Annotated in this window: 13 protein-coding genes; 2 read left to right on the top strand and 11 right to left on the bottom strand. The window is 71.9% G+C overall.

The genetic code is table 11. The features are described from left to right. Positions 1-68: 68 nt before the first annotated feature. Positions 69-734: a response regulator gene (locus AQJ27_RS11910; RefSeq protein ID WP_067366061.1), complete on the bottom strand. Its 666-nt coding sequence runs from the start codon at positions 732-734 to the stop codon at positions 69-71. Further along, the gene (locus AQJ27_RS11905) at positions 731-1,897 is read right to left on the bottom strand and encodes a sensor histidine kinase (RefSeq protein WP_067366058.1); all 1,167 of its coding nucleotides are present in this window, start codon (positions 1,895-1,897) and stop codon (positions 731-733) included. Before AQJ27_RS11905 ends, AQJ27_RS11910 begins: the two co-directional genes overlap by 4 nt. A 243-nt stretch (positions 1,898-2,140) precedes the next feature. Between AQJ27_RS11905 and AQJ27_RS11900 the strand changes: the two genes are divergently transcribed. After that, positions 2,141-2,527 (top strand): peptidoglycan-binding domain-containing protein, encoded by a 387-nt coding sequence (locus AQJ27_RS11900; RefSeq protein WP_067366055.1) that lies wholly within the window; start codon positions 2,141-2,143, stop codon positions 2,525-2,527. A gap of 75 nt (positions 2,528-2,602) precedes the next feature. Here AQJ27_RS11900 and fmt read toward each other — a convergent pair whose 3' ends face one another. Beyond that, a complete protein-coding gene (fmt, locus tag AQJ27_RS11895) occupies positions 2,603-3,535 on the bottom strand; it encodes a methionyl-tRNA formyltransferase (protein WP_067366052.1) in 933 nt (310 codons plus the stop codon). Positions 3,536-3,872: 337 nt separating this feature from the next. Between fmt and AQJ27_RS11890 the strand changes: the two genes are divergently transcribed. Further along, a complete protein-coding gene (locus AQJ27_RS11890) occupies positions 3,873-4,415 on the top strand; it encodes a hypothetical protein (protein WP_067366048.1) in 543 nt (180 codons plus the stop codon). A gap of 88 nt (positions 4,416-4,503) precedes the next feature. Here AQJ27_RS11890 and AQJ27_RS11885 read toward each other — a convergent pair whose 3' ends face one another. The 8 genes from AQJ27_RS11885 to AQJ27_RS11850 all read right to left on the bottom strand — a co-directional run bounded on the left by AQJ27_RS11885 (position 4,504) and on the right by AQJ27_RS11850 (position 13,290). After that, entirely contained in the window at positions 4,504-6,651 is a 2,148-nt protein-coding gene (locus AQJ27_RS11885) for a primosomal protein N' (RefSeq protein ID WP_067366045.1), read from the bottom strand. Positions 6,652-7,085: 434 nt separating this feature from the next. Beyond that, a complete protein-coding gene (gene metK, locus AQJ27_RS11880; protein WP_067366042.1) occupies positions 7,086-8,294 on the bottom strand; it encodes a methionine adenosyltransferase in 1,209 nt (402 codons plus the stop codon). A 240-nt stretch (positions 8,295-8,534) separates the two neighbouring features. Further along, a complete protein-coding gene (gene coaBC, locus AQJ27_RS11875) occupies positions 8,535-9,737 on the bottom strand; it encodes a bifunctional phosphopantothenoylcysteine decarboxylase/phosphopantothenate--cysteine ligase CoaBC (protein WP_067366038.1) in 1,203 nt (400 codons plus the stop codon). Positions 9,738-9,828: 91 nt separating this feature from the next. Next, positions 9,829-10,101 (bottom strand): DNA-directed RNA polymerase subunit omega, encoded by a 273-nt coding sequence (rpoZ, locus tag AQJ27_RS11870; RefSeq protein ID WP_003982715.1) that lies wholly within the window; start codon positions 10,099-10,101, stop codon positions 9,829-9,831. A 47-nt stretch (positions 10,102-10,148) separates the two neighbouring features. Continuing rightward, positions 10,149-10,706: a guanylate kinase gene (gene gmk / locus AQJ27_RS11865; RefSeq protein ID WP_054233983.1), complete on the bottom strand. Its 558-nt coding sequence runs from the start codon at positions 10,704-10,706 to the stop codon at positions 10,149-10,151. Positions 10,707-10,743: 37 nt separating this feature from the next. Next, complete coding sequence (locus tag AQJ27_RS11860; RefSeq protein WP_016638838.1) at positions 10,744-11,067, bottom strand: integration host factor; 324 nt, start codon at positions 11,065-11,067, stop codon at positions 10,744-10,746. A 277-nt stretch (positions 11,068-11,344) separates the two neighbouring features. Further along, entirely contained in the window at positions 11,345-12,187 is an 843-nt protein-coding gene (gene pyrF / locus AQJ27_RS11855; RefSeq protein WP_067366035.1) for an orotidine-5'-phosphate decarboxylase, read from the bottom strand. Next, positions 12,184-13,290 (bottom strand): quinone-dependent dihydroorotate dehydrogenase, encoded by a 1,107-nt coding sequence (locus AQJ27_RS11850; protein ID WP_067366032.1) that lies wholly within the window; start codon positions 13,288-13,290, stop codon positions 12,184-12,186. The genes pyrF and AQJ27_RS11850 overlap by 4 nt, the downstream gene beginning before the upstream one ends. Positions 13,291-13,360 lie beyond the last annotated feature (70 nt).

Raw genomic sequence — 13,360 nt, 5'->3', positions numbered from 1 at the left:
AGCCTACTTCCGGACGGACGTCGCCGGCCGGACGGCCCAGGGGACCCGGTCGGCCGGCCGACCACCGCTCAGCCGCCCGGGATCACCAGTCCCGTCTCGTACGCGACGACGACCGCCTGGGCCCGGCTGTCCAGACCGAGCTTGGTCATGGTGCGGTTGAGGTGGGTCTTGACGGTGGCCTCGCTGATGCCGAGGCGGTGGGCGATCTCCAGGTTGGACAGGCCCCGGGCGGTCAGTTTCAGCACCTCGACCTCGCGCGAGGTCAGCACGCCCAGGTCGGGTGGCGCGTCCTCCCGCGCGGGCCCGTGCTGCCGGGCGAACGCCTCGATCAGGCGGCGGGTGATGCTGGGCGCGAAGAGGGCGTCGCCGCCGTCGACCGCGGCCACCGCGGCGAGCAGCCGCTCGGGCCCGGAGTCCTTCAGCAGGAACCCGCAGGCGCCGGCCCGCAGGGCTCCGTACACGTACTCGTCGAGGTCGAAGGTGGTCAGGATCAGGATGCGCGGGGCCCGGTCGGGGGCCTCGGCGAGGATGCGCTCGGTGGCCTCGATGCCGTTCACACCGGGCATGCGGATGTCCATGAGGATCACGTCGGGGCGAGTCCTGGCGGCCAGCCGCACGGCCTCCGCGCCGTCCGCCGCCTCCCCCACGACCTCGAACCCGGGCGCGGCGTCCAGCAGGCCCACGAGCCCGGCGCGGATGAGGAACTGGTCGTCGACGACGAGCACTCTGGTCATCTCGTACGGTCGTCCCCCCGCCAGGTGGCCGATGCCGAGGTCGGCAGGGCCAGCTCGACCGCGAAGCCTCCCCCGGCGCGCGGGCCGAGACTGAGTGTCCCTCCGTAGAGCTTGGCCCGCTCGCGCATGCCGATCAAGCCGTGCCCGGCGCCCGTCGGGACCGTGTCCGGAATCACCCCCTCTCCGTCGTCCGTGACGGAGACCGTCAACTCGTGCTGCCCGTAACCGAGTGCCACGCGCGCGTGTGCCCGTCCGGCGTGCTTGAGGACGTTGGTGAGGGCCTCCTGGACGACGCGGTAGGCGCACAGCTCGACGCCCGGCGCGAGCGGGCGCGGTGTGCCCTCGACGGCCAGTTCGACCGGGACACCGCCGGCCCTGACCCGGTCGACCAGCTCCGCCAGCCGGGCCAGGGTGGGCATCGGGGCCCCGTCGGGTGCCCGCGGGTCTTCCTCGCGGAGCAACTGGAGCATGCGTCTGAGCTCCTCCAGCGCCTCGCCGCTGCTGTCCGCGATGGTGCCCAGGGCGCCACGGGCCTTGGCCGGATCGGAGTCGAAGACGAACCGGGCCAGGCCCGCCTGCACGGAGATCACCGACATGTGGTGGGCGACCACGTCGTGCAGTTCCCGCGCGATCCGCCCACGCTCCTCGGCGACCGCACGCCGGGCCCGCTCGGTCTGCTCCTCACGCAGTCTGCGGGTGAGTTCGGCGGAGTGCCGCGTCAGGGTGCCGAACCGGACCAGCACCGAGCAGTACAGCAGCGCCTGCCCCAGGACGACCGCCATCGACGGGCTGTGGCCGACCAGTCCACCGTAGCCCCAGACGGCGACCGCGCAGGCCGCGCAGGCGACGACGATCCGGGGCGGACGGTGCGCCGCGACCGTGTACAGGGCGAGCATGGGGCCGAAGAAGCACGCCACGGGCCAGTAGCCGAAGGTGACATAGGCGACCGAGGCGGCCTGTACGGCGGCGAAGACGGCGAGCGGCCACCTGCCGCGCAGGGCGACCGGCAGCTGCGCGAGGGCGATCAGGACGTGGGCGCGCGCGTCGGGTTCGGGCCAGCCCTGCGCCGCCCTCGACACATGCGCCAGCAGCACGGCCACCCCGGTCATGGCGAGCGCGATCAGTGTGTCGACGACGAACGGCCGGGGCGTCCTCAGGCGCATCGCCGCAGCCTAGCCCCGGATCCCGGACGGTGCGTCAACTTCCCTTGCTACCACGGGAGTTGTACAACCTCACGGCTACCGCGCTCGGTGCGGCGGGAGTTCCACCCGCCGCGGGACGCGGCGGCCGCGGCACCGCTCCTACCGTCAGGCACAGCGGCACCGCCCATCGAGCGGAGCCACACGGCCCGTGGGCTGTTCGGGGTTCCCGGCCGGGGACCCGGCCCGGGGCCTGAAGGAGCCCGCATGACCCTGCGCAAGCACATCGCCCTGGCCACGGCCGCCCTCGCCCTGGGCAGCGGCCTCGCCGTACTGCCCGCGACCGGGGCGTCGGCGACGACGTACACCTGCACCTACAGCACCGACGGCTTCTGGGCATACGCCGGCTACTACTCGGGGACCACCGTGCAGCCTTCGAGCACCGGGGTGTCGTCCGCGGGCATCGAGGCACAGTGCCTGCTCGACCTGGCGGGCTTCAGCCCCGGCACCATCGACGGGGTCTTCGGCACCAAGTCCCAGGCGGCGGCCGCGGACTTCCAGCGGCTGGCCAACAAGTACTACGGGGTCACCCTCACGGTGGACGGCAAGGTCGGCCCGAAGACCTGGCCGGTGCTGCGCGCCCACGCCTTCTGATCCCTCCCGGCCGGCCGGGAGCCCGATGGCCCGCACCCACGGGGGAGGTGCGGGCCATCGCCGTACGACCGCGTGTCAGGCCCCGAGCCGCTCCCCGGAGGCGATGCGCACTCCGCGGGCCCAGTCGGCCGCGCGCATCGGCTTCTTGCCCTGGGCCTGGACCCAGAGCAGTTCCACGGCGTACGAGCCGGTCCCGACGTACACGTTGTTCTTGCCGACGGACAGTTCACCCGGGGCGAGGTCGGTGTGTTCGGGCACGGGCGTGGCGTGGATGAGCTTGAGCCGCTCGCCGCGGAAGGCGGTCCAGGCGCCGGGCGCGGGCGTGCACCCGCGCACCATCCGGTCGACGCGCAGCGCCGGTGCGGACCAGTCGACGTGGGCGTTCTCGACGGTGATCTTCGGCGCCAGGGTGATGCCGTCGGCAGGCTGCGGTACGGCCTTCACGGTGCCGTCCTCGATGCCGTCCATGGTCGCGACGAGCAGGCCGGCACCGGCGAAGGCGAGCCGGGTGAGCAGGTCACCGCTGGTGTCGGTGCGCCGGATCTCCTCGGTGACGGTCCCGTAGACCGGCCCCGAGTCGAGCCCCTCCTCGATGAGGAAGGTGGAGGCACCGGTGATCTCGTCCCCCGCCATGATCGCGTGCTGCACGGGGGCGGCGCCGCGCCAGGCGGGCAGCAGGGAGAAGTGCAGATTGACCCATCCGAGGGCGGGCACGTCGAGGGCGACCCGGGGCAGCAGCGCCCCGTACGCCACCACGGGGCAGGCGTCGGGCCCGATCTCCCTCAGCCGGGCCAGGAAGTCCTCGTCCCGCGGCTTGACCGGCTTCAGCACCTCGATGCCGGCCTCCTCCGCCCGCTCGGCGACCGGACTCGCGACAAGCCGCCGTCCCCGGCCGGCGGGCGCGTCGGGCCGCGTGACCACGGCGGCCACCTCGTGCCGCCCGGAGGCGATCAAGGCGTCCAGTGCGGGAACGGCTACCTCGGGGGTACCTGCGAAGACGAGCTTCATGGGTGGCGGCTGGCCTCTCGGGCGGGAACGCTTCAGGGCCCTGCACACCCGCCGGTCCGGACGGGTTACGGGGCAGCGCACCAGTCTATGCGGCGCGACGGCTCAACGTCCCGGGGGTTCGACGGTCGGCACGTCGAACACACGAACAGGTACCGAAGGCCGAGGCGGGACAACGGCGCACCGGGGGCGTACGCCCCCGGACGCGCCCTGTGCATATGCCCTTACGCCCCCGCAGCGTGACCACTCACCCGCAAACGCGTTGGTCAAGAGAGAGTTGACCACATCGGGCCGCGATCGCGGCCCGATCCTTTTCAACGCCGGTTCGAGAGGCTTGTTCATGGCCGACCACGCAACCCACGACGCCCAGGCTCGGGCCAGCCTGCACTTGCTGGTGCGGGACATCGAGCGGGTCCGCCGGCAGGTGGACGCACTGCGCACGCTCACCGCACAACTGGGCAATGTCTACCGCCCGCGCCGCTCCGGCCCCTCCGCGGGCTTCGTCGTCTACGGACGCGCCCCCGCCCCGACCGTCCGCCTCGCCCAGGAGCTGCGGGACAGCGTCGAGACCCTGGTCACGGCCGCCGTGGACTTCGACCGCTCCCTGGGCTTCTCCTGGGACGCGGTGGGCTCCGCCCTCGGGGTCACCAAGCAGGCGGTGCACCGCCGTTACGGCGCCCGCCGCGCCGCCGCGCAGGCCGCCGCCGAGGCCGAGCGCTCCACGGAGACCTCGGGCACCCGCACGGTCGCCGTCAACACGGGCATCCCCACGGTGCCGACGGTCCCCGCCGCCCGCTCCATGCCGACCCAGCCGACCGCGGGCAGCCCCACCCTCCGTGACGAGGTCAGGCCCACGGCGTTCCCGGGCCCCCGCAACGGCTGACCCCACCTCTCGCCTGCCTCCCGGCACCATCGAAGCCGGGAGGCGGCCCAGGTCGGGGCGGCCCGGACGGGGGGCGGGCCGAGGCTCGTCACCCGATGTCCGGCGGATCGATCCGAATCCGTACGGGCTCACTCCCGCCCCGCGCCATCCGCGCCGCCTGGGCGGCCTTCAGCGCGGCCGCCAGCGCCGCCCCGCTCCCCGGCGGCACCCGCACGAGCGCCCGCTCCCACTGCTCCCCCGGCGGCGGCGCCCCCACCCGCCGCGGCCCCCCGGTCTGCGTGACGGGCAGCGGCACCGGCCCCAGCACCTCCGCATCGCCCGGAAGCCCGACCACGGCGAGAAACCCGGCGAGCGCCTCCGCCGTACCCGACACGGCCGCCATCCGGGACACCGGCGGAAACCCGAGCTCGGCCCGCTCGGCGAGCTCCCGCACCGCGTGCCCGACGGGATCCCACCGTACGAGCGCCTGCACGGGCCGCAGGGTCGGCTCCGCGACGACCACGACCGTGCCCCCCGCCCCCTGCCCGCGGACCAGCGCCGCCGCGCCGATCCACCGTCGCAGCGCGTCCTCGCCGGCCCGCAGATCGGGCCGCGACAGCATCGTCCAGCCGTCGAGCAACAACGCGGCCGCGTACCCGCCCTCGGCGACGGGCTCGGCCCCCGGCGTGCTCACGACGAGCGCGGGCGCACCCGGGACCGTGTCGAGCACCTGCTCGCGTCCCGACGTCCGCACGGGCACGGCCGGAAACGCCCGCCCCAGCTCCTCCGCGGTCCGCCGCGCGCCCACGACCTGGGCCCGCAGCCGGAACCCACCGCACTCGGGACAGTGCCAGGCCGCCTCGTCCCGCCCGCACCACGTGCACAGCAGCGCCCCGGCGTCCCGCGCCTCCAGCGGTCCCGCGCAGTGCCGGCAGCGAGCCGGAGCCCGGCACTGCGCACAGGCCATCCGCGGTACGTACCCACGCCGCGGCACCTGGACCAGTACGGGCCCGTGCCGCAGGCCGTCCCTCACCACCTGCCAGGCGAGGGTCGGCAGCCGGGCGGCCCGCGCCGCCTCGTCCCGCGCGAGATCCCCGTCCCCCACGGTCCGCACGAGCGGCGCGCTCGCCCGCACCTGCTCCCGCTCGGCGACCAGCGGCAGCGCCCACCCGCTCTCGACCAGCTGTGCCGCCTCGACCGTGCAGCCCCAACTCCCCAACAGGAAAGCGCACTTGTCATGGGCGGCCCGCAGCAGCAGTACTTCCCGGGCATGCGGCTGCGGTGCGTGCTGCTCGCTGTGGCTGTCGTCGCCGTCGTCCCAGATGACGACGAGTCCCAGATCCCGTACGGGCGCGAACATGGCGGCCCGGGTCCCCACGACGGCCCGTACGGACCCACGCCGCACGGCCAGCCACTCGCGGTAGCGCTTCTCGGGGCCGGCCTCGGCCGTGAGCACCGCGTGCTGCCCCTCCCCCAGCACGGCGGACAGCGCGGCATCCACCCGTGTGACGGCCCGGCCGTCCGGCACGACGACGAGCGCGCCCCGCCCCGAGGCGAGCGTCGCGCCCACGGCTCTGGCGATCTCCTCGGCCCAGCCGGGCCCCGGCAACGCGTTCCACACGGCTCGCGGTGCCCCGCCCGCGGCGAGCGACTCGAGAAAGGCCGCCCCCCGCCCGTATCGCGTCCAGGAACCGGTCTCGGGTATGCCGGGCGGAGGCAGGGGCGCGGGCGAGGGCTTCTGCTCGGCCCGCGCGTTGCGCGGCGGGACCGCGAGCTGGAGCACGTCCGCGAGGCTCCCCGCGTACCGGTCGGCGACGGCGCGCGCGAGTCCCAGCAACTCGGGCCCGAGCACGGGCTCGGGCGACACGACCTGCGCGAGCGCGGCGAGCGGCCCGGAGTATTCGGACTCGGCGAGCCGCTCGACGAGGAACCCGTCGATCAGCCCTCCGCCCTCACGCCGGCCCTCCCGCACCCGATGCCGCCCGGCCCCGAACCGCACCCGGACCCGCACGCCCGGCTGTGCCTCGGCGTCCAGCTCCTCGGGCACGGCGTAGTCGAAATACCGGTCGAGGTGCAGCACACCCTTGTCGACGAGGACCCGTGCGACGGGCAGTTCCCCGGCGAGCTTCGCCCCCCGCCACGTGCGCGGCTTCGCCTTGGGCGCCCTGGCCTGCCGCACCCCTTCCCGAATCAACGCAAGCTGCTCGGGCGGCGCGCCCTCCGCGCCACCTTCACCCCACCCGTTCGCGCTGCTCACAGCAACATTCCTACCAGACCCCACTGACACCGCCGCGCGCCCGAGATCAGGCCGGCCACGGACCACGAACGCCCCAGGGGCGCTTCTGCCATGGACCACTCGGCCGTACCGGTCCAAGGACCGGCAGCAGGATTCGAACCTGCGAGGGAATCACCCGGACGTACCCGCGACCATCACACCGGACGCCACGACGTCAGTTCTCCCGAGTTCCAAGCGGCAGCGGACCATGATCCAGAATCACCGCGCGCCCTGGGCGCACTCCACCGAAGTAACCGCGGCCATCGCACCGGGAGACCCCGACCCTACGAATTCCGACCCCACCCGCACCACCGATTTACCCACCCGCCGCGACCGGCCCCTCGCCGACGCCCGCCGGGAAACGCCGAGGCCCGGCGCCCCCGAAGGGGTACCGGGCCTCACCGTGCAGGCGTTGCTTACAGACCGACGGCCTTGCGCAGGGCCTCCACGCGGTCCGTGCGCTCCCACGTGAAGTCGGGCAGCTCGCGGCCGAAGTGGCCGTAGGCGGCCGTCTGCGAGTAGATCGGGCGCAGCAGGTCGAGGTCGCGGATGATGGCCGCCGGGCGGAGGTCGAAGACCTCGGCGATGGCGGTCTCGATCTTCTCCGCGTCGACCTTGGCGGTGCCGAAGGTCTCGACGAAGAGGCCGACGGGCTCGGCCTTGCCGATGGCGTAGGCGACCTGGACCTCGCAGCGGGAGGCGAGGCCCGCGGCGACGACGTTCTTGGCGACCCAGCGCATGGCGTAGGCGGCGGAGCGGTCGACCTTGGACGGGTCCTTGCCGGAGAAGGCGCCGCCACCATGGCGGGCCATGCCGCCGTACGTGTCGATGATGATCTTGCGGCCGGTGAGGCCGGCGTCGCCCATCGGGCCGCCGATCTCGAAGCGGCCGGTCGGGTTCACCAGAAGGCGGTAGCCCTCGGTCTCCAGCTTGATGCCGTCGTCGAGGAGGGCCTTGAGCTCCGCCTCGACCACGAACTCGCGGATGTCGGGCGCGAGCAGGGACTCGAGGTCGATGTCCGACGCGTGCTGCGAGGAGACGACGACCGTGTCCAGGCGGACCGCCTTGTCACCGTCGTACTCGATGGTGACCTGGGTCTTGCCGTCGGGACGGAGGTAGGGGATCGTCCCGTTCTTGCGGACCTCGGAGAGGCGGCGCGACAGGCGGTGCGCGAGGTGGATCGGGAGCGGCATCAGCTCCGGGGTCTCGTCCGTCGCGTACCCGAACATCAGACCCTGGTCGCCGGCGCCCTGCTTGTCGAGCTCGTCCTCGTCGCCCTCGACCCGGTTCTCGTACGCCGTGTCGACACCCTGCGCGATGTCGGGCGACTGCGAGCCGATCGACACCGAGACACCACAGGAAGCTCCGTCGAAGCCCTTCTTCGACGAGTCGTAACCGATCTCCAGGATCTTGTCGCGGACCAGCTGGGCGATCGGCGCGTACGCCTTGGTCGTGACCTCGCCTGCCACGTGCACCAGGCCGGTCGTGATCAGCGTCTCCACGGCGACCCGGGACGTCGGGTCCTCGCGCAGAAGCGCATCGAGAATGGTGTCGCTGATCTGGTCAGCGATCTTGTCGGGGTGACCCTCGGTCACGGACTCCGAGGTGAACAGGCGACGGGACACAACGCTCCCTGTGGTTGCAGCGGCTGCTGGCTGATCATTGGTGGACGGGACGAGAGCTGCGCTCGGCGTCGTCCGAGAACAGTTTATCGGTCGCACTCGCCGACAGGCCCCCCTGTCTCGCTTCTCGGAAGCCCTGTGACCTGCGGCACGGGCATTCTGCGCCATGACGATCGGTCTCCACCAGGGTCACCACGGGTGATTTCGCGCTGATGGACGCGGCTGTTGGGGTTAATGAGACATTCACACCAGTCGGCGTGTCACCAGGTCCCACACCATCTCGGCCAAGGCCTCCTTGGGTCCGTACGGCACCGGGGTCTCACTGCCGTCGGCCCCCAGCACCACGGCCTCGTTCTCCTCGGCACCGAAGGTCTTGCGCTCCCCCACCTCGTTCACGACGAGGAGATCGCACCCCTTGCGCGCCAGCTTCGTACGACCGTTGGCGAGGACGTCGTCCGTCTCGGCGGCGAAACCGACGACCACCTGGCCGGGGCGGGGACGGTCCGCCGAGATCTCCGCGAGGATGTCCGGATTGCGGACCAGAACGATCGGCTCCGGTTCCTGGTCGTCCTTCTTCTTGATCTTCCCGGCCGCGTAGGCGGCCGGGCGGAAGTCCGCCACCGCCGCCGCCATCACCACGGCGTCGGCGTCCGAGGCAGCCTTGAGGACCGCCTCGCGCAGCTGCACGGCCGTCCCGACCTGCACCACGTCCACGCCCGCCGGGTCCGGCAGTCCGGTGTTCGCGGCGATCAGCGTGACCCGGGCGCCCCGCGCGGCCGCCGTGCGCGCCAGCGCGTACCCCTGCTTGCCGGAGGAGCGGTTGCCGAGGAAGCGGACGGGGTCGAGGGGCTCTCGGGTACCGCCGGCGCTGACGACGACGTGCCGGCCGGCGAGATCGGGCTCGGTCACGCCGCGGGCGAGCACCCGGCGGCAGACCTCGAAGATCTCCGCGGGGTCGGGCAGCCGTCCCTTGCCGGTGTCGACACCGGTCAGGCGTCCCACCGCGGGCTCGATGACGACGGCGCCGCGGCGGCGCAGCGTCGCCACGTTCTCCTGGGTGGCCGGGTGCTCCCACATCTCGGTGTGCATGGCCGGCGCGAAGACGACCGGGCAGCGGGCCGTGAGCAGGGTGTTGGTGAGGAGGTCGTCGGCCAGGCCGTGGGCGGCCTTGGCGAGCATGTCGGCCGTCGCGGGAGCCACCACCACCAGGTCCGCGTGCTGTCCGATGCGGACGTGCGGGACCTCGTGGACGTCCGACCAGACCTCGGTGGAGACGGGGTGGCCGGAGAGCGCGGACCAGGTGGCGGCGCCGACGAAGTGCAGCGCGGAGGCGGTGGGGACGACGCGAACGTCATGGCCCGACTCCGTCAGCCTGCGCAGCAGCTCACAGGCCTTGTACGCGGCGATGCCACCGCTGACCCCCAGCACGACCTTGGGCTTGTCCACCGTCTCTCCCCGAGCTCGGAAACGTACGACTCCATGACACACCACAGGCCCGGCGGTCGCGCCGCCGGGCCTGGGATGAGCGATTGAACGACTACTGCGCGGGGCCCTCGACGGCCTCGGACGTCAGCAGACCCGCGTTGATCTCGCGCAGGGCGATCGACAGCGGCTTCTCGTGGACGTGGGTGTCGACGAGCGGACCGACGTACTCGAGGAGGCCCTCGCCGAGCTGCGAGTAGTACGCGTTGATCTGACGGGCGCGCTTGGCCGCGTAGATCACGAGGCTGTACTTCGAGTCGGTGGCCTCGAGGAGCTCGTCGATCGGAGGGTTGATGATGCCCTCGGGAGCGGTAATGGAAGAGGACACGCTCTGCCTTCCGAAAGGTGGAAATGACCTAAAAGTGACCTTAAAGATCAAACAACTTCTACCAAGGCTAGCAGCTCACGCGCCACGTCCTCGACGGAGGTGTTGACCAGGGTGACATCGAACTCCGGCTCGGCCGCCAGTTCGATCTTGGCCGCCTCCAGGCGGCGCTCGATCACCTCGGGCGGTTCGGTGCCCCGCCCGGTGAGTCTGCGCACCAGCTCGTCCCAGGAGGGCGGAGCCAGGAACACGAGCAGGGCCTCCGACATGGACTCGCGGACCTGCCGTGCGCCCTGGAGGTCGATCTCCAGGAGAACGGGCACACCCGACTCCAGGTGCTCCAGGACGGCGGCACGCGGCGTCCCGTAGCGGTTGCCGGCGAATTCGGCCCACTCCAGCAGCTCGCCGTTGGCGATCAGCTTGTCCATCTCTTCGTCGGAGACGAAGAAGTAGTGGACTCCATGCTTCTCACCGGGGCGCGGCTTGCGGGTCGTCGCCGACACCGAGAGCCAGACCTCGGGGTGTTCCTTGCGCATATGGGCGACGACCGTGCTCTTGCCGACCCCAGAGGGGCCGGAGAGCACGGTCAGCCGCGGACGTTCACTCATGCAGCGATTATTCCAGCAATCCCGGTGTGCCCAGGACTCAGGCGCCGGAGCCGCCGAACTCACGCTCCAGAGAAGCGATCTGGTTCGAGCCGAGGCCGCGTACGCGGCGGCTCTCGGAGATACCGAGTCGCTCCATGATCTGCTTGGCGCGGACCTTGCCCACGCCCGGCAGGGACTCCAGGAGAGCGGAGACCTTCATCTTGCCGATGACGTCGTTCTCCTGACCCTGCTTGATGACCTCGTGAAGGGAGGCGCCGGAGTGCTTGAGTCGATTCTTGACCTCGGCCCGCTCCCGGCGAGCCGCGGCGGCCTTTTCGAGCGCGGCTGCGCGCTGTTCAGGGGTAAGGGGCGGAAGAGCCACGCCTACGTCACCTCGGATGTCGAACTGTCGGATACGGACCGGTGAGGAACCTAGTCGCCCCTCACCTGGCGAGCTACGAGCAACACGCTTGCCCATTCGCTCTCGACGGAGACTAGCGGGCAAGTGCGCCGGAGTCAGCGAGAACAGCGGAAAAGTCCTGGTCAGCCTCCCTGGACACGGACATTTGCGACATAGTGCCCCGGATTTGAGGATGTATTCAGACTCGAACCGCTCCGGAGCCACTCATCGAAGAACCGCCGACCGCCCCTTGAAGAGCTCAGGCAGCGCCCACAGCGGCCCTGATCTCCTCCGCGAAGCGCTCCGCGGACGCACGCAGCGCGACCGCGTCGGGACCGTGACGAAGAACACCCCGGCTCACGTTCGGCACGACATTGCGCACCGCCGCCCCGAAGACGCCCGCCAGATCGGCCGCCGTGGCTCCCTGGGCGCCGATGCCGGGCGCCAGGAGCGGTCCGTTGATGTCCAGGTCGTAGGAGGAGAGATCGCCCAGCGTGGCGCCGACGACCGCGCCGAAGGACCCCAGGGGCGTCTCTCCCGCGTTCTCGACGGCGAGGTGGGCCAGCATGGTCGCTCCGACGTCACGGCCGTCCCCGCGGACCGCGTGCTGCACCTCGCCACCCTCCGGGTTCGAGGTGAGCGCGAGGACGAAGAGTCCGGCCCCGCTCTCGCGCGCCAGGTCCACCGCGGGCTTCAGCGAGCCGTAGCCCAGGTACGGCGACACGGTCAGCGCGTCCGAGAAGAGCGGCGCGTCCTTGCGCAGGAAGGTCTCCGCGTACGCGGCCATGGTCGAGCCGATGTCGCCGCGCTTGGCGTCCATCACGACCAGCGCCCCGGCCGCCCGCGCCTCCTCGACCGACTTCTCCAGGACGGCGATGCCCCGCGACCCGAACCGCTCGAAGAACGCGCTCTGCGGCTTGAGGACGGCGACCCGCTCGGCCAGCGCCTCGACGACGGTGCGGCTGAAGCGCTCCAGGCCCGCGATGTCGTCGTTCAGGCCCCAGTCGCCGAGCAGGGAGGCGTGCGGGTCGATGCCGACGCACAGCGGGCCGCGCTCGTCCATGGCACGGCGAAGACGTGCGCCAAAGGGTTCCAGACTCATGCGGACTTCCTCACGTCGGCGCCGACCGCGTCGGCGAGGGTGGCGTACGGGCTGGTACGGAGGCGGGCGGCGAGCCCCTTGTGGATCGCCCGGCCCCAGAAGGGGCCCTCGTAGATGAACGCGCTGTAGCCCTGGACCAGCGTGGCGCCGGCCAGGATGCGCTGCCAGGCGTCCTCGGCGTTCTCGATGCCACCGACGCCCACCAGGGTGATCCGGTCGCCCACGCGCGCGTAGAGGCGGCGCAGCACCTCCAGGGAGCGTGCCTTCAGCGGCGCGCCAGAGAGTCCGCCGGTCTCCTCGACGAGCGAGGGTTCGGACTTCAGACCGAGTCCGTCGCGCGCGATGGTGGTGTTCGTGGCGATGATCCCGTCCAGGCCGAGCTCGACGGCGAGGTCGGCGACCGCGTCGACGTCCTCGTCCGCGAGATCGGGCGCGATCTTGACGAGCAGCGGCACGCGCCGGTCGGTGACCGCGCGGTCGGCGGCCTCGCGGACGGCGCGCAGCAGCGGCCGCAGTGCCTCGGTGGCCTGGAGGTTGCGCAGGCCGGGCGTGTTCGGCGAGCTCACGTTCACCACGAGGTAGTCCGCGTGCCGGGCGAGCCGCTCGGTCGACTTCACGTAGTCGCCGACGGCCTCCTCCTCGGGGACGACCTTGGTCTTGCCGATGTTGACGCCCACGACGGTCCTGAAGACCGGCGTACGGGCCCCCAGGCGCTCGCTCACGGCCGCGGAGCCCTCGTTGTTGAACCCCATGCGGTTGATCAGCGCCCGGTCCGGCACAAGGCGGAACAGCCGCTTCTTGGGGTTGCCCGGCTGCGGCTCCCCCGTGACCGTGCCGATCTCGATGTGGTCGAAGCCGAGCATCGACATCCCGTCGATCGCGACGGCGTTCTTGTCGAAGCCCGCCGCGAGCCCGAAGGGACCGTGCATCCGCAGGCCGAACGCCTCGGTCCGCAGCTCCTTGTGGCGGGGCGCGAGCGCGGCGGCGACGAACGTACGCAGCACGGGGATACGGGCGGCGAGCCGGATCCAGCGGAAGGCGAGGTGGTGGGCCTGCTCGGGGTCCATCCGCTTGAAGACCAGCCGGAAGAAAAGCTTGTACATGTCTCAGTGTCCTCTTGAAGCTCTCGGTGTCCTCGTGAAGCCTCATGAGCCTCATGAAGAGGGGGACACC

It is taken from the genome of Streptomyces olivochromogenes (assembly GCF_001514115.1).
GTDB lineage: Bacteria > Actinomycetota > Actinomycetes > Streptomycetales > Streptomycetaceae > Streptomyces > Streptomyces olivochromogenes.
Note: the sequence above shows the minus strand (reverse complement) of the source record. Positions and strands in the feature narration are given on the sequence as shown.

Coding starts and splice junctions, on each gene's coding strand:
- fmt (WP_067366052.1), bottom strand. CDS start 3,535: ATGAAGCTCGTCTTCGCAGGTACCCCCGAGGTAGCCGTTCCCGCACTG.
- AQJ27_RS11900 (WP_067366055.1), top strand. CDS start 2,141: ATGACCCTGCGCAAGCACATCGCCCTGGCCACGGCCGCCCTCGCCCTG.
- AQJ27_RS11890 (WP_067366048.1), top strand. CDS start 3,873: ATGGCCGACCACGCAACCCACGACGCCCAGGCTCGGGCCAGCCTGCAC.
- AQJ27_RS11850 (WP_067366032.1), bottom strand. CDS start 13,290: ATGTACAAGCTTTTCTTCCGGCTGGTCTTCAAGCGGATGGACCCCGAG.
- pyrF (WP_067366035.1), bottom strand. CDS start 12,187: ATGAGTCTGGAACCCTTTGGCGCACGTCTTCGCCGTGCCATGGACGAG.
- gmk (WP_054233983.1), bottom strand. CDS start 10,706: ATGAGTGAACGTCCGCGGCTGACCGTGCTCTCCGGCCCCTCTGGGGTC.
- AQJ27_RS11910 (WP_067366061.1), bottom strand. CDS start 734: ATGACCAGAGTGCTCGTCGTCGACGACCAGTTCCTCATCCGCGCCGGG.
- AQJ27_RS11905 (WP_067366058.1), bottom strand. CDS start 1,897: ATGCGCCTGAGGACGCCCCGGCCGTTCGTCGTCGACACACTGATCGCG.